Source organism: Terrisporobacter muris, from assembly GCF_024621905.1.
In the GTDB taxonomy this organism is placed as follows: domain Bacteria; phylum Bacillota; class Clostridia; order Peptostreptococcales; family Peptostreptococcaceae; genus Terrisporobacter; species Terrisporobacter muris.
Genome location: NZ_JANKBY010000058.1, coordinates 1 through 15371 on the forward strand (window position 1 = coordinate 1; position 15371 = coordinate 15371).

The window sequence follows — 15371 nt, forward strand, 5'->3', positions numbered from 1 at the left end:
TATTCTTTTTATTAACAATATTTAATTATTTTATTATTAGTTTAATGATTCTCTTTTGTTAAATTAACAATTTCTCTAGCATGTTCAATAGTTGTATCAGTTATATTGCTACCAGCAATAAGTCTAGCTATTTCATTTATACTTTCTTCGTCTTTTAACTTTTTAATAGTAGTATAAGTTCTATTTCCATCACTATTTTTTGATATGCAGAAATGTGTATCTGCATTGGCTGCTATTTGAGGTAAATGTGTTATACATAGTATTTGTTTTTTCTTTGCAATATTATGTAATTTATCTCCTACAACTTGAGCTGCAATACCACTTATACCTGCATCTATTTCGTCAAATACTATAGTATCTATTTCATCTATATCTGCAAGTATTGTTTTAAATGCCAGCATGAATCTAGACATTTCTCCTCCTGATGCAACTTTATAAATTGGCTTTAAGTCTTCACCTAAGTTAAATGATATCATAAATTCTACTTCGCTATTTCCATTTTGTGAATAATTAGCTTCAGTGAAATTGACTTTAAAACTAACTCCCTTCATATCTAGGGATTTCAATTCACTCAATATGGCTTTTTGTAAATTTATGGCAGCTTCTTGTCTTACTTTTGTAAGAGATAAAGCCTTTTTACTTAACTCTTCTTCTAGTTCTACTAACTTACTTTTTAGACTTTCTGCCATTTCATCTCTATTTATTATTTCTTCTAATCTAAATGAAATTTTATCCTTATAATTTAAAATATCTTCTATAGTCTCACCATATTTTCTTCTTAAATTATTTATTTCATCTACTCTTACTTCAATTTGTTCAAGTTCATAAGGCTCAAAGTCAATATTTTCTTTATAATTTCTAAGATCTCTGCAAGTATCTTGAAGCTCATACATTATTCTTTCTATAGTTCCACTATACTCACTTAGTGTCTCATCGTATTTACTTATTTCACTTAATTCATTGGATGCCATACCTATTAAATCTACAGCATTAATACTTCCATCATGAAGCTTTTCATAACTTAAGTTAAGATTATTATATATTTTTTCACTATTTCTATAGATTTCTCGTTGCTTTAATAAATCTTCATACTCTTCTTTGCTTAATGCAGCCGCCTCAATCTCATTAATCTGAAATTTTAGTAAATCTATTTCTCTTTGAATTTCTTTTTCATCTTTATTTTCATTTAATGTATTTAGTGCCTTTTTTACTTTGTTATACTCTGCATAAATATTTTTATATTCATCCCTTGGTGATTCTATTATTTTTCCTCCAAATAAATCTAAAAATTTTAAATGAGTATCTTTATTAAACAGGGCTTGATTTTGATGCTGTCCATGTAAATCAATAAATGTTAATGCTATTTCTTTTAATATGGACATTTTAACAGTTCTTCCATTTATTCGGGCTACACTTTTTCCATCTGCATAAATAATCCTAGTTATAATTAATTCGTCGTCTTCTAAATCTATGTCATATTCATTCAATATATTTTGTAAATTACTACTTGGAGATGATACTATAATTTCTGCAATACCTTTTTCAGTACCTTTTCTTAAAAAAGACTTATCATATTTATTTCCTAAACATAGACCAAGAGCCTCTATTATAATAGATTTTCCAGAACCAGTTTCCCCCGTTAGTATATTTAGATTTTCGCCTAAGTTAATTCTACTTTCTTCAACTAAAGCACAATTTTTCATATATAATTCAAGGATCATTTTATGCCCCCTTTATCATTACTTTTTATTTATTTAAGTTATGAGATTCTTCTACAACTTCAACTATTTTTTTATCAAAAGATTCTTTATCAAAAGTAAAGTCATCATTATTATTTCTTAAATGAATTAAGTATTCTATATTACCTTCTGGCCCTTTTATTGGCGAATAATCAAGATTTAAAATTGCAAATCCATTATCTACTGCAAATGTTGATATCATTTCTATAACTTCAATATGGACGTTTTTATCTCTTACTACACCTTTTTTACCAACTTTTCCTTTTCCTGCTTCAAATTGTGGCTTAATTAATGCTACTACTTCACCTTCTCTAGTTAGCAATTCTTTTGCTTTAGGTAAAACAAGTTTCAGAGATATAAATGATACATCTATAGATGCAAAATCTGCAAATTCTTTTGTATCTTCAATTGTTACGTGTCTTATGTTAGTTCTTTCCATACATACAACTCTCTCATCTTGTCTTAATTTCCATGCTAATTGACCATAACCTACATCAATTGAAAATACTTTTATTGCACCATTTTGAAGCATACAATCAGTAAATCCTCCTGTTGATGCTCCTATATCCATACAAACTTTATCTTTAAGAGTTACTCCAAAGTATTTCATTGCTTTTTCAAGCTTTAATCCACCTCTACTTACATAAGGAATTGGATTACCTTTTACTAAAATATTAGCATCTTCTTTAACTTCTGTCCCTGGTTTGTCACATCTTTGATTATCTACAAATACAAGGCCTGCCATTATGGCTTTTTTAGCTCTTTCTCTACTTTCAAAATGTCCTTTGTCTACAAGTAAAATATCTATTCTTTTTTTCATTATACTATCCTTTTAATTATAAATTTTTTATTCTATTTGCTATTTGTTCATCTGATAGGCCTATTGTCTCAAATAGTTCATCCACATTACCATGTTCAACATATCTATCAGGTATACCTATATTTTCCACTTTTACATTATAATTATTATCTATTACAAATTTATTTATTCTACTTCCAAATCCGCCATTTATGACATTATCTTCAATCGTCACAACTTTAGAGTGTTTTTTCAATAATTCATGTAGTAAATCTTCATCCATTGGTTTTAAAAATCTTGCATTTACTATCGTAGGATTGATCTCATCTTTAAGAAGTATTTCTCTTGCATTTAATGCCTTTTTCACCATATTACCAATGGCTAATACTAAAATATTATTTCCTTCCTCTAATACTTCATAGCTTCCTACTTTTATTTTTTCATAAGAGCCTTTATCTATATAATATGAATTACCTCTAGGATATCTTATAGCCACAGGACCATCTATATCTGCAGATAATTCCATCATTAGATCTAATTCTTTTATGTCTTTTGGTGCCATTACTGTCAAGTTTGGCACAATATTTAAATAACTTAAATCAAATACACCATGATGTGTTTCTCCGTCATTTCCAACAAGGCCTGCTCTATCAATTAGAAATGTAACATTCTTTTTAGTTATAGATACATCGTGTATAACTTGATCATATCCTCTTTGTAAGAAAGATGAGTATACTGCAAAATATGGCTTCATACCTTCCTTAGCAAGACCTGCCGCAAATGTTGTTGCATGTTGTTCTGCTATTCCCACATCATAATATCTATATGGATAAGATATACCAAAAGTATTTAGACCTGTTCCCGATGGCATTGCCGCAGTTATTGCCACAATTTTATCGTCTTTATCTGCCATCTCAACTAATTTTTTACCTACATGAGAAGATATACTTTCCTTTGTAGATGCTTTAATTCCTTGTTCTATATTAAACTTAGATACACCATGGTATTTATCTGGTGCATTCTCTGCAAACTCATACCCTTTACCTTTTTCAGTTATAACATGTAATAAAACAGGACCTTTTTTATTTTTAGCCTTATTTAAAATATCTATTAGTTCTTTAATATTGTGACCATCTATTGGTCCATAATATTTAATCCCAAAAGATTCAAATAAGTCACAGTCTTGTGGAGTAAATTTACTTATAATTCCATCCTTCACCTTATCTGCTGTCTTATAAATAAAGTTACCTGCTTTTGTCATAGATAATATTTTTTCTATTTGATCTTTAACTTGATTTGCTTTAGCATTTCTAATAATACTTGATAAATACCTAGACATTCCACCCACATTTTTATCTATAGACATTTCATTGTCATTTAAAATTATTATCATTTTTTTATTTAAATATCCTAGGTGATTAATAGCTTCTAAAGCCATACCTCCTGTTATAGATCCATCTCCTATAACAGATACTACATTAAAATCTTCTCGTTTTATATCCCTTGCACAAGCAATTCCAAGACCTACCGATATAGATGTAGAACTATGTCCCGTATCAAATATATCATGTTCACTTTCATTCTCTTTTGGAAATCCACTTAATCCATTAAGTTGTCTAAGTGTTGCGAATTCATCTTTACGTCCTGTAATAATTTTATGTACATAAGATTGATGTCCCACATCCCATATTAGTTTATCTTTTGGACTATCGAAAACTTTGTGCAATGCCAAAGTCAACTCAACTACTCCTAAATTTGAAGCTAAATGACCTCCAGTTCTTGAAATAGAATTTATTAAAAACTGTCTTATCTCTTCCGCCAATTCTTCCATTTCAGCAGTATTTAATTTTTTTATATCTTCTGGAGAATTTACTTCATTTAAATAATTACACATAATTTTCCTCACCTTTATAATGGTTTAATTTAGTTTTATTTTATATTTAAAAATTACTCATATTAAAAAAGCCTTCCATAGAAGACTTTGATTTTTATAGTTTCCATGTATTTATTATAATTTCCTATAAAGCAAAAAAATTATATCATATAATACATTTTTTTTCAATTTTAAGCCATAAGTACTCCAACCACTATACCCAGGATTGCGCCAAATATAACTTCTTTTGGTGTATGACCTACTAATTCTTTTAAAGTTTCATGTTCAATATGTTTTTTATTTTGTAAATCTTCAACTATTTTATTTAAAATAGCGGCTTGCTTTCCTACTGCTCTTCTTACACCGGAAGCATCATACATTACTATTAATGCAAAAACTACACATACTGCAAATTCAACTGAGTCTAATCCTATGTGTATACCAACTAGCGTTGATAAACTTGTAACAAATGAACTATGTGAACTCGGCATTCCACCCGACATAAATATTCTTGAAAAATCCACTGCTCTTTCTTTTCCTGTAAATATTTTTATAAATTGTGCTAAAAAACAAGCAAATATACTTGTCCATAATATCTGGTTGTTAAATACTTGTGTAAAAAAATCCATGCGGCCTCCTTAACAATCCCTACTAATTATATAGTCTCCTAATTGATTTAAAAAATCTATTTCTGATGATAATCCATCTATGCTAGATTTTCCTTCTTCTATTAACTGTCTCGCTATCTCCCTTGATTTTTCAAGCCCTAGTAATGAAGGATATGTTGATTTGTGATTTTCAATATCACTTCCTATAGGTTTGCCTAATTTTTCTTCATCTCCTGTTATATCTAATATATCATCTACTATTTGGAAAGATAATCCGATGTTTTTCCCATACTTAGTTACTTTTTCCAATTCTTCTTCTGTTGCTCCGCCAATTATGGCACCAGCTCTCATACACCCTACAATCATAGCTGCAGTTTTATTTAAGTGAATAAAATCTAATTTATCTTTGTCTATAATTTTGTTTTCACTTTCCACATCTACAACTTGACCACCAATCATTCCATAAATACCTGCATGTTTTGCAATTTCATTTATAGCCTTCAAATATTTATTTGAGCCTTTTTTATTTATGGATGAAGATAACATTACCTCAAAAGCATAGTTTAATAGAGCATCTCCAGCTAAAGTTGCCATACCATCACCAAATACTTTATGATTTGTAGGCTTACCCCTTCTTAAGTCATCATTATCTAGTGCTGGTAAATCATCATGAATTAAAGAATAAGTATGTATCATCTCTATAGCCATAGCAAAAGGAATTGCATCTTCTTCTTTGCCTCCAACTATTTTACAACTTTCTAAAGTTAATATAGGTCTAAGCCTCTTACCTCCAGCTTTTAAACTGTAGTTCATAGCTTTCATAATAGTTTGTTGATATCCTTCTTCTTTTGGCATATACTCATTTAAAAGTGTTTCTATATAATCAATTTTTTCTTTTAAAACAGTTTTAAATTCCATCTACTCTTCCCCCACATTAAAATCTTCTTCAACGCCCATTTTATTAAATTTACTTATTTTAAGTTCTGCATCTTCTAATAATTTATTGCAATGTTTAAATAATTTTATTCCTTCTTCGTATAAACTTAATGAATCATCTAAACTAGTATTTTTTGACTCTAACTTCATCAAAATATCTTCTAATTTCTCATAAGCTTCTTCATAAGTAAGTTCCATGATCATACCTCTTTACTATTAATTTTATTTATATTACATTCTAAACTACCGTCTTTTAAAGTTATATTTATATCCTCATTTATATCTACCTCTTCTATAGAATTAATAACTTGATTATTCTTTTCAACAATAGAATATCCTCTACTTATTGTAGCAAGAGGACTTAGGTTATGTAGTATAGCCGCTTTTTTTGAAAGCTTTTCTTTAGAAGTTTCTAAATTTTGTTCTAATCTAAAATTTATTTTATCATAAATTTGGTCTATCTGTATAACTTTGTCTCTTATTATATAGTTTTTCATATAATTATTTATTTTATCAAAGGTATTTACCAATTTTTCATTATCTAATATTACTTGATTGTTTAAAGATCTGTTCATTCTATTTCTTATATTATCAAGTCTATAATAAATTTGTGACAAATCTGGTGTGGCTATTTCTGCCGCTGCAGAAGGAGTCGGAGCTCTCATATCAGATACAAAGTCACAAATTGTAAAGTCTGTTTCATGACCCACTGCAGATATTATAGGTATTTTAGATTTAAATACTTCTCTAGCTACTATTTCTTCATTAAAAGACCATAGCTCTTCTAAGGAACCGCCTCCTCTACCTACAATTATGGTATCTACATTCTCCATTTTATTAAAAAATTCAATTCCTTCGCAGATATCCACAGCTGATCTTTCACCTTGAACATTTACAGGATATAGTTTTATATCTACCTTAGGGAACCTTCTTTTAGTAACATTTATAATATCTTTTATAACAGCTCCCGTAGGTGATGTTACAATACCTATAGCTTTTGGCATCTTAGGAATTTCCTTTTTATATTTTGTATCAAATAATCCTTCTTTTTTTAGTTTTTCCTTTAGTTTATTAAACTCAATATATAAATTACCTATACCTTCAATTTCCACTTCATTTATGTAAAGTTGATAAGCTCCATCTCGTTCATATACAGAAATATATCCTGAGGCAATTATTTTAACACCATTATCCAAGTTTAAACTTTTGTCATAGTTACTTCTAAAAATAATACAATTTAATTTTGACTTTTCATCTTTTAATGATAAATAAACATTGCCACTACTATGAACCTTAAAGTTTGAAACCTCTCCCTTTACTCTAAGATTATAAAGAATAGGGTCATTGGTTAATATTCTTTTTATATATGAATTTGCTTCGCTTATATCTAAAGCTCTAAGTTTCATACATCCACTCCTAATAATTCTTCATTTGATTTAATCCTATTATAGCACAACCTACACCATTATCCGTTGCATATTCTCTATCTGTAAAGTAAGCTTTTATCCCTTCTCTTTTTAGTTTTTCACTTAGTTCTTTTTTAATATATTTACTAGCAGATACTCCTCCTCCAAAAAGTACTTCTCTTAAATCATATTTCTCACATATGTAAGTTAAGGATTTATACATGCTTCTTACCAAAGTATCCAAAAGAATTTTGCTAAGATACTCTTTATCATAATCATTAATTATTTTGTTCATTTGATTTTCTATACCTGATAAATTCATATAGCCTTCTCTTACACTTGTCTTAAGACCATTTTGGATTTTTTCTTTGCATCTTAAAGCATTCTCATCTATATATTTTCCACAAGGAAAATTATAATTCAATTTTACTCCTAAGCGATCTACTAGCTGACCAAAACTAACATCTAAACTTCCACCTACAATTTCTATATTGTAGCTAGCATTTTTCTTTTCTACTAAAAGTATTTCTGTGGTTCCACCAGACATATGAACTGCTAAGAACCTCTCTTTATTTTCTAAATCATTATTAAACAGACTTGATTCTATATGATTTTCTTGATGAGTTGTTTCATAAAAAGGACAGCTATTAGCACTACTTAATAATTTTGCAAAATTATAACCCACAGAAAAAACAGGCATATAAGAATTATCAACTGGTCTTGGCTTAGTTGATGCACATATACCTACAATGTTATAATTTTTTAATTTATTATTTATTACTTGTGACATTTCTCCCATATTATTTACATGTTGAAAAACTGCTTCACTTTGCCTTAGACCTTTATTATCTTTTTTAACTTTTAATATTATTTTTTCATTTAATATTATTTCTTTATTTAAAGTTATAGCTGCTATAGAAGTTGTATAGCAGCTAGTATCAAATCCTAATATGATATTATTGTTCCCTTGTGTCATTAACAACACTTCCTAATATTCCGTTTATAAATTTAGGAGATTTATCGTCACAGTATAACTTTGCTAAATCGATAGCTTCGTTTATTGAAACCTTAACAGGTACTTCTTTGTTCATGTATACAATCTCACAGATTGAAAGTTTTAATATTGCTAAGTCTACTTTTGCTATTCTACTTAGAGACCAATTTAGGGCATGTTTTGTTATTAACTCTTCTATATCATAGCTGTGTACACTTAGTTCATTACAAACTCTTTTCATGTAGTCTATATCTATTGCATTGTTTATATTTACGTTCTCTAAATCAACACAACTTTCATTTGAATATTGTAATAATAGCTCTTCGTATCTATTTATTATGTATTCTTCGTGATTTTTTAAGAATTCTTCAAAATAACTATTTATATCTTGTAAATCACCTTCTAATATATCTATTTGATAAATTAATTTCATTAAATATTCTCTACTCGTTATTTTTCTTGCTTTTTCAATATAACTTATTTTGCTTGCATTGTCGTTTTTCATTCTTAATGAACCTCCTTCAGTCTTATTATTTACCACTTAAGCAATAAAAAACCCTCTGATTTTCAGAGGGCTTTATTTAATTTATTTAGTAGTTTGTCTAGCTTCTTCCTTCTTAGCTTGTTTTGCTAATTTAGCTTCTTCTTTCTTAGCTTGTTTTGCTAATTCTTTTTCTTCTCTTTCTTTTTTGAAGCTAATTTCTTGAACTTGTATATTTACTTGAGAAACTTCTAAACCAGTCATTGTTTCAACTGTATTTTTAACATTTTCTTGTACCTTAGATGATACATCTGGTATTGACATACCATATTCAACTGTTATAACCACATCTAAAGTAACTTTACCGTCTTCTATTTGGATTTTTACACCGTTGTTTTTAAGTAATTTATCTGTTAATGAAGTTATTGTCTCCACACCTTCTACTTCTAAAGCAGCTAATCCAGCTATTGTAACTATAACATCATTCGAAATTTTAACTTGCCCTAAATTATTGTTATTTTCCATGAGATTGTTACCCCCTGTATTAAGGTTTTTATAATTATATATTATCATAGCAAATTATAGTAAGTTTTGCAAGAAAATACCTCAGTATTTTCTGAGGTTTTAATGATTATCTATTATTATAACCTAAAAGTACTAATTTTAAATCAAATAATTAGTTTTGACTATAACTATTCATTAATTTAATTTGATCGTAAGCTACTCCAGATTGTTCTGCAACTAAATCGAATATTCTTGCTGCTTCACTCTTAGATAAATCTTGCTTGTTAACTACAACATTTACATTATCTTCCCCTATGTATACTAAAGCATTTTCAAACCCTTTAGCACTCAATAAATTTTCTATTTTTAATTCAGTTTCTTGATACTTAACAAGTTTAAGTTTCATATTAGATGCTTCTTCTCTTGATTTATCTGTAGTAGAAGGATTATTTATTATTTCATTTAACTCTTCTGATAAATCATTTCTTTGTTTCTCTCTTGTCATTTTCATATCAAGAATATATGTAGACTTGCTCATGTTTTCCTTTGAAGTTAGTTGCTCCTCAATTTCCTTACTTGTTTCTACTGCCTTTTCTTTAACAGCGTCATTTTCACTATCTTTACTATCTACAATAGTTATTTCTGCTGTTTCCTTACTATCTTCTGCGTCCTTATCACTATTTTGTGTTTTTGATTTATCTGTATTTTTATCTTGTTGAGCCTCTTCATAAGCCTCAAATTCTTTAGATACAGTAAGCGCTGATTGTTTACTTAACTGATAATTTACTACTCCAACAGCTATTAACATAGCTGATAATACTCCTACAAGAAAGCCCCTACTTTTAAAATTAAATTTCATCTTTTATCCTCCACCCCTTATTATTTGGCATATATCTCTACTTGATGACCTGATATTTGTAGAGATGTTTTAACTGCATCATATAGTAACTCTTTCACAGCTTGATCATTAGCTCCACTTGCTACTACTATTACACCTTTAATTTCTGCTTCTGATGTTTTCAAAATAACCGGTTCGTTTGAATTTGATGTAATCATTGTTTTATTTTCTGTTGAACTTGTAGTTGTTCTTTCCCCTCCAGAAGAATCTTGCTCTTTAGTAGTTTCTGTTGTTGTATTAGAATTATATGCTGGAACAACTTCTTCACTAGACTGGAATGTAATCATAACATCTACATCTCCAGCTCCATTAATTTTACTTAGTATTTGTGTCAATTTACTTTCCAAGTCTTTCTGTTCTTTTTCACTTGCAGATGTTTTAACTTCCGGGTCTGTACTCACATTTGCTTCCTCTTTTTTTCCATCTGGCATTACTGATATGACTATAAGAGCTAATACACAAATTACCGCTAAAAAAATTAATGGTTTCAATTTTTTCTTTTCCGTATCATTGAACATTTCGTTAATTTTTTTCAACCTACTCCAACTCCTCTTAATCAATTTCTATATCCTCTATGGATATATCTAGTACCTTTATCAAGTCTTCTTTTAGTTTACTTTCTTTTAAGTTCAGCTCACTTTTACTTCTAAAAACTTCTTCTTCTTGCATGTCATTAGATTGTATGTCCTCATTATTGTCATTATTACTGTTTTTTTCTTTTATTTTTATAGTTTCAATTTCTGACCCGTTTATTGTTAAATCTTCTAATTCATATCCATACTCATCAAGTTTAAGCTGTAATACACTTTTTAATCCATCTTCATATCCTTTGCTTAAATTTTCATTATTTGTTTTTCCTGCTAAATCATTATAACTATCTACATACATCATTGAGTAATCGCTCATTTTTTTTAGGATGGTATCTTCCAATGACATATTATTTGAGAAAAAACTTACCAAAGGGCTTATTATCATAAATACAAAGATAAAATTGCAGACCAAGTTAATATATGGCTTTACTTTAGTATTTGGCAAAATCATATCTACCATATTTATAATAAATGCCCCTACTATTATTGATATTAACCATTCTTTTATACCGGCTATAATAAATCCCTCCCTTTTATCTTAAGTCGCTACTGCACTTATAGACGTTAATATAGCTATAGTTACGAAAAACATTATTGTAACGGCAATAATTGTAGCTAAAATAATTATCATTAAATTTGCTACGTCATTTAAAAAAGAAGAGATATTATCTTCTCCAATAGGCTCTATAGCTATGGCACATACTTTATATACAAGTATCACTGACAGTATTTTTATTACTGGTATTAAACATATTCCTACTAAAATCACTAGTCCTACTCCACCAAATACATTTTTTATAAGTTGAGAAGATGAGAGCAATATATCAACAGAGTCTGATACAAAACCTCCAACTACTGGAATAAAGTTTCCAACAGCAAACTTTGCTGTCTTTACTGTAAATTTATCAAATGATGTAACGTATAAACCTTGTATGGATACTAGCCCAAGGTACAAAGTGAATACAGCCCCTAAAGTTACTATGTTTATCTGTTTAATAAAAGCTGACAACCTATTTAATTTAATATTATTAGTTACGTTGTTTATTACTAATATGGCAAATGCTAAAGATATGGCTACAAATACAAATTTTTTAAATACAATATTTATAACTGCAATACCTCCAATAAAAATTGGATTTAGAGCTGTAGATGTGATTGGAAATCCTACTAAAACTAAAAGTGAAATCATTATTGGTATAATTACATTAACTAGTCCTATAACATTTTCTATAGTTGCATAACATAAGGCTAATATATCTTTAAAACTAATAAGAGTTAATGTTACTACGGTTATAAAAACTATGTAATTTGTCACTGTACTTATACTTGATGATGAAAAAGAGTTTTCTAAACTTTTTATTATGGATGATAGTAGTGCTAAAACTAAAATACTGGCTGCAATTTTAATACTAGTTTTTAATTCTGAAAAAATCGTTACTTTTATTTTATCTTTATCAAATAAATCTAATATGTTTGCTTTTCCACTTATTAAATCTTTTATGTATGTTGTTAAATTCGTATCTTTTACTACATTGTCATCTTTTACGTATTTTTCAATTTCATCTATGTTTATTTTACTTAACTGATTATCTATATATAGATCTATGCTATTTTTAGTATCCTCATATTCTTCATCATTGTTCTTGTCCTGAGCAAATGATACCGATATACAAGAGAATAAAATAATTAAAACAAGACCTAAAACTTTGTTTTTCATAATAAATCATTCTCCTAATTTAAATTAAATTTATTATGGTATCTACAATGGATAAAAGTATAGGGAATGACATTGTCATAATGATTATTTTTCCCCCAAACTCCAACTTCGTCGCAATGTTTTTTTCACCACAATCATTACAAAGAGAAACAGCAAATTCTATAATATAACAAATACCAATCAACTTAATTATCAAATTTATGTACATAGCTGGAATATTCACCTTATCGGCTAAGGACTGTATTCCTTCTACTATAAAACTAAGCTTCATAACAACGGATAATAATATTATTATTCCAGCTGTTATGGCTACAAAATTTGCCATTTCTGGTCTATCTTTTCTTATAACTAAGCAAAGTATGGTGGAAACCATTGCAATCCCAACTAACTGCATTACTTCCAAAGTACCTCCTCCTCTTTAGTAAAGTTGAAACATTGTTCTAACTGTATTAAATAAATCACTAATTTCTGTTATTACTAGTCCTAAAACAATTACTACTCCCACAAGAGTTGTAAGTGTTGCCCAGTCCTTTCTATCAACCTTTTCTAAGATCATATTTAAGACTGATATTAAGATACCAATTCCTGCAACTTTTAATATCAATGCTATTTCCATATTAACCTCCTAAATTAAAATTATTCCTATACAAATGCCTATAAACGTTATTAATTTTTTATAAAGTGATCCCTTTTTAAAAATTTCTTCTTTACTATCACTTGTAAGTTTTTTTAGATTTTCGCAAGTTAAATCTATTAATCTTTGCTGTGACTCTATATCACTTTGTCCCAAAGTTAAAAACATTTTTTTTAACTCTTCAATTTCCTTGTTTTGTAAGTTCGTCTCCTTCTTTAGTTTTATAATGTTTTTATTTAACATTTCTTCTAAAGTTCTTCCATCTTCTTTGCTTAAATCCTCTTGCATATCCTTACAAAAATTACAAAGACAATAATCTTTTTTTAAAGAAGCTCTATAAAAAATTTCTTCTAGTGTGTATAATCCAAAAGCTAAATCCATTCTGATTATTTCCAATATCCTAATAACTTCATTTAATTCCTTATGTCTTTTAATAAATGATTTATGTATAATATCGCCTATTAAATAACTAGATCCAATTAAAATTCCTATGAAAAATATTTTAATTTGCAAAGTACCATCTCTTTTCTTGTAAATCATATATTTTTTCTACTGTACCTGGTCCCCTTTTTGCAGAAAGTAAAATAACCTTTTTAAACAATTCTTCATCTAATAGATTATTTAACTCTTTTCTGTTTCTTATATCTTCAATGGAATCACCATGAACTGTTGTTATAAGCCCCACACCTCCATTTAAAGCCGTATATAAAGCTTTTATATCTTTTCCCGTACCTATTTCATCCGTTACTATTACATTTGGTGACATGGATCTTAAAACCATCATTATTCCTACATCTTTTGGGCACGTTTCTATAATGTCTGTCCTAATTCCCACATCCATTTGAGGTATTCCCAAATAAGAACCTGCTATTTCATTCCTTTCATCTATTAACGCAACATTTACGCCCCTAAAATTATATTTCTCAGTTCCATTACTTAAATTCCTTACTATGTCTCTTAAAAGAGTTGTCTTACCACACTGAGGTGGAGAAATTATTATGGTATTATTTATCTTTGTAGAGCTCTTAATAATATGGTCCATTACTTTATCAGAACAGTTTTTAACTTCCTTGGATATTCTTATATTTAAAGAAGATATATGTTTTATATTTTCAACATTTCCATTTTCCACTATGGTTTTTCCAACTATCCCTACTCTATGTCCTCCTCTTAAAGTTATAAATCCCTTTTTTATGTCATCCATAAATGAGTGAATAGAGTATTTACATATAATTTGAAAAGTTTGGTCTAAATCCTCTTTGGTTACTATATAAGCCTTGTCCATATTTCTGTCTAGTTTTTTAGCTTTTTCATTGTAAAAATAATCTTTCTGATTTCCGTTAATTATCAAAGGTTTGTTGATTCTAAGTCTTATCTCTTCAATATTCTCTCCCTGAATTGTTTTAATCTTGTCCCTTAAATTAAGAGATAATGAATTAATAATCTCATCAGATATTTTCATCCCTTGTCCTCCTCTCTTGTTTATAATATTTATATTTATTAAATGTATTAAATATTACTTTTAGAACAACTTTTATGCTCTTGAATCTGTTGACATTCTTAGAGGCTATGATAGTATTTAATAATAATAAATGAAATTAAGGAGGTAAAATGATTTATTTAGCATTAAAATATAGTATTTTTATAACTTTATTAATTGCTGGAGTTTTTCTTTGTTTTGGATATATTTATAGTTTCATAGAGAAAAGAAATAGCTCATATATATACTCAGCTTTTGGAAATAAAGGGATTTTATTTACTGGTATGATTGGTACTTCAGTCCATGAGATCGGACATTTAATTATGTGTTTAATATTTCATCATAAAGTAAGTGATTTTCAATTATTTAATTTTAAAGGATATAAATACGAAGAAACCCTTGGATATGTATCTCATAGATATAATGATAGAAATTTATATGAAAAGGCCGGAAATTTTTTTATCGGAATTGGACCTATGATATCTGGTACTTTATTTATAATTTTGTCTTTTAAATTATTACTACCTAATATTTATGACAGTATTAATATTAATAGTTATTTTATAAATTTGTCTTCTATAAATATGGAAAGTATAGTTTTTTTATTATTATCTCTTAGTAAAAACTTATTGTTTTCTCTTTTAAGTATTAATAATTTGAGTAGTATTAATTTTTATATCTTTATTTACTTAATGTTTTCTGTATCATCGCA

Annotated in this window: 19 protein-coding genes; 1 reads left to right on the forward strand and 18 read right to left on the reverse strand. The window is 28.1% G+C overall.

Annotated features, from left to right (window positions below; genetic code table 11):
• Window positions 1–41 precede the first annotated feature (41 nt).
• From recN to spoIIIAA, 18 genes are all read right to left on the reverse strand, one after another.
• Window positions 42–1721, reverse strand: coding sequence for a DNA repair protein RecN (recN, locus tag NSA58_RS06720; protein ID WP_039679639.1), 1680 nt, complete (start codon window positions 1719–1721; stop codon window positions 42–44).
• A gap of 25 nt (window positions 1722–1746) precedes the next feature.
• The gene (locus tag NSA58_RS06725) at window positions 1747–2559 is read right to left on the reverse strand and encodes a TlyA family RNA methyltransferase (protein WP_039679640.1); all 813 of its coding nucleotides are present in this window, start codon (window positions 2557–2559) and stop codon (window positions 1747–1749) included.
• Window positions 2560–2575: 16 nt separating this feature from the next.
• On the reverse strand, window positions 2576–4432 hold the full coding sequence (dxs, locus tag NSA58_RS06730; RefSeq protein WP_039679641.1) for a 1-deoxy-D-xylulose-5-phosphate synthase: 1857 nt from the start codon (window positions 4430–4432) through the stop codon (window positions 2576–2578).
• 170 nt (window positions 4433–4602) lie between these two features.
• Window positions 4603–5040 carry a divergent PAP2 family protein gene (locus NSA58_RS06735; RefSeq protein ID WP_039679642.1) on the reverse strand — a complete coding sequence of 146 codons (438 nt, stop codon included), beginning with the start codon at window positions 5038–5040 and terminating at the stop codon, window positions 4603–4605.
• 9 nt (window positions 5041–5049) lie between these two features.
• On the reverse strand, window positions 5050–5937 hold the full coding sequence (locus tag NSA58_RS06740) for a polyprenyl synthetase family protein (RefSeq protein ID WP_039679643.1): 888 nt from the start codon (window positions 5935–5937) through the stop codon (window positions 5050–5052).
• Window positions 5938–6153 (reverse strand): exodeoxyribonuclease VII small subunit, encoded by a 216-nt coding sequence (gene xseB, locus NSA58_RS06745; RefSeq protein WP_039679644.1) that lies wholly within the window; start codon window positions 6151–6153, stop codon window positions 5938–5940.
• 2 nt (window positions 6154–6155) lie between these two features.
• Window positions 6156–7361 (reverse strand): exodeoxyribonuclease VII large subunit, encoded by a 1206-nt coding sequence (gene xseA, locus NSA58_RS06750; RefSeq protein WP_039679645.1) that lies wholly within the window; start codon window positions 7359–7361, stop codon window positions 6156–6158.
• Window positions 7362–7371: 10 nt separating this feature from the next.
• A complete protein-coding gene (locus tag NSA58_RS06755) occupies window positions 7372–8337 on the reverse strand; it encodes a Kae1-like domain-containing protein (RefSeq protein WP_039679646.1) in 966 nt (321 codons plus the stop codon).
• Complete coding sequence (gene nusB, locus NSA58_RS06760; RefSeq protein WP_052232973.1) at window positions 8318–8860, reverse strand: transcription antitermination factor NusB; 543 nt, start codon at window positions 8858–8860, stop codon at window positions 8318–8320. Before nusB ends, NSA58_RS06755 begins: the two co-directional genes overlap by 20 nt.
• Window positions 8861–8941: 81 nt before the next feature.
• Entirely contained in the window at window positions 8942–9361 is a 420-nt protein-coding gene (locus NSA58_RS06765) for an Asp23/Gls24 family envelope stress response protein (RefSeq protein ID WP_039679647.1), read from the reverse strand.
• A 151-nt stretch (window positions 9362–9512) separates the two neighbouring features.
• Entirely contained in the window at window positions 9513–10199 is a 687-nt protein-coding gene (locus NSA58_RS06770; protein ID WP_039679648.1) for a SpoIIIAH-like family protein, read from the reverse strand.
• A 20-nt stretch (window positions 10200–10219) separates the two neighbouring features.
• Window positions 10220–10774 carry a stage III sporulation protein AG gene (locus tag NSA58_RS06775; protein ID WP_079764694.1) on the reverse strand — a complete coding sequence of 185 codons (555 nt, stop codon included), beginning with the start codon at window positions 10772–10774 and terminating at the stop codon, window positions 10220–10222.
• A 16-nt stretch (window positions 10775–10790) separates the two neighbouring features.
• Entirely contained in the window at window positions 10791–11348 is a 558-nt protein-coding gene (locus tag NSA58_RS06780; protein WP_039679649.1) for a stage III sporulation protein AF, read from the reverse strand.
• Window positions 11349–11366: 18 nt separating this feature from the next.
• Window positions 11367–12545: a stage III sporulation protein AE gene (spoIIIAE, locus tag NSA58_RS06785; RefSeq protein WP_039679650.1), complete on the reverse strand. Its 1179-nt coding sequence runs from the start codon at window positions 12543–12545 to the stop codon at window positions 11367–11369.
• Window positions 12546–12564: 19 nt separating this feature from the next.
• A complete protein-coding gene (gene spoIIIAD / locus NSA58_RS06790; RefSeq protein WP_242842720.1) occupies window positions 12565–12939 on the reverse strand; it encodes a stage III sporulation protein AD in 375 nt (124 codons plus the stop codon).
• A gap of 24 nt (window positions 12940–12963) precedes the next feature.
• Window positions 12964–13161 carry a stage III sporulation protein AC gene (gene spoIIIAC, locus NSA58_RS06795; protein WP_018589775.1) on the reverse strand — a complete coding sequence of 66 codons (198 nt, stop codon included), beginning with the start codon at window positions 13159–13161 and terminating at the stop codon, window positions 12964–12966.
• Window positions 13162–13170: 9 nt separating this feature from the next.
• Window positions 13171–13719 (reverse strand): stage III sporulation protein AB, encoded by a 549-nt coding sequence (locus NSA58_RS06800; RefSeq protein ID WP_079764693.1) that lies wholly within the window; start codon window positions 13717–13719, stop codon window positions 13171–13173.
• Window positions 13682–14641: a stage III sporulation protein AA gene (spoIIIAA, locus tag NSA58_RS06805; RefSeq protein WP_039679652.1), complete on the reverse strand. Its 960-nt coding sequence runs from the start codon at window positions 14639–14641 to the stop codon at window positions 13682–13684. Before spoIIIAA ends, NSA58_RS06800 begins: the two co-directional genes overlap by 38 nt.
• A 149-nt stretch (window positions 14642–14790) precedes the next feature.
• Here spoIIIAA and NSA58_RS06810 point away from each other — a divergent pair.
• Window positions 14791–15371: hypothetical protein (locus NSA58_RS06810; protein WP_257560318.1), on the forward strand; the 581-nt coding region annotated here is incomplete at its 3' end.

Excerpts from the sequence above, each read along its gene's own strand:
- NSA58_RS06740 (WP_039679643.1), bottom strand. The coding sequence starts at position 5,937 with ATGGAATTTAAAACTGTTTTAAAAGAAAAAATTGATTATATAGAAACA.
- xseB (WP_039679644.1), bottom strand. The coding sequence starts at position 6,153 with ATGGAACTTACTTATGAAGAAGCTTATGAGAAATTAGAAGATATTTTG.
- nusB (WP_052232973.1), bottom strand. The coding sequence starts at position 8,860 with ATGAAAAACGACAATGCAAGCAAAATAAGTTATATTGAAAAAGCAAGA.
- NSA58_RS06755 (WP_039679646.1), bottom strand. The coding sequence starts at position 8,337 with ATGACACAAGGGAACAATAATATCATATTAGGATTTGATACTAGCTGC.
- spoIIIAA (WP_039679652.1), bottom strand. The coding sequence starts at position 14,641 with ATGAAAATATCTGATGAGATTATTAATTCATTATCTCTTAATTTAAGG.
- NSA58_RS06800 (WP_079764693.1), bottom strand. The coding sequence starts at position 13,719 with ATGATTTACAAGAAAAGAGATGGTACTTTGCAAATTAAAATATTTTTC.
- spoIIIAE (WP_039679650.1), bottom strand. The coding sequence starts at position 12,545 with ATGAAAAACAAAGTTTTAGGTCTTGTTTTAATTATTTTATTCTCTTGT.
- NSA58_RS06735 (WP_039679642.1), bottom strand. The coding sequence starts at position 5,040 with ATGGATTTTTTTACACAAGTATTTAACAACCAGATATTATGGACAAGT.
- NSA58_RS06725 (WP_039679640.1), bottom strand. The coding sequence starts at position 2,559 with ATGAAAAAAAGAATAGATATTTTACTTGTAGACAAAGGACATTTTGAA.
- dxs (WP_039679641.1), bottom strand. The coding sequence starts at position 4,432 with ATGTGTAATTATTTAAATGAAGTAAATTCTCCAGAAGATATAAAAAAA.
- spoIIIAD (WP_242842720.1), bottom strand. The coding sequence starts at position 12,939 with ATGCAGTTAGTTGGGATTGCAATGGTTTCCACCATACTTTGCTTAGTT.
- spoIIIAC (WP_018589775.1), bottom strand. The coding sequence starts at position 13,161 with ATGGAAATAGCATTGATATTAAAAGTTGCAGGAATTGGTATCTTAATA.
- NSA58_RS06765 (WP_039679647.1), bottom strand. The coding sequence starts at position 9,361 with ATGGAAAATAACAATAATTTAGGGCAAGTTAAAATTTCGAATGATGTT.
- recN (WP_039679639.1), bottom strand. The coding sequence starts at position 1,721 with ATGATCCTTGAATTATATATGAAAAATTGTGCTTTAGTTGAAGAAAGT.
- xseA (WP_039679645.1), bottom strand. The coding sequence starts at position 7,361 with ATGAAACTTAGAGCTTTAGATATAAGCGAAGCAAATTCATATATAAAA.
- NSA58_RS06770 (WP_039679648.1), bottom strand. The coding sequence starts at position 10,199 with ATGAAATTTAATTTTAAAAGTAGGGGCTTTCTTGTAGGAGTATTATCA.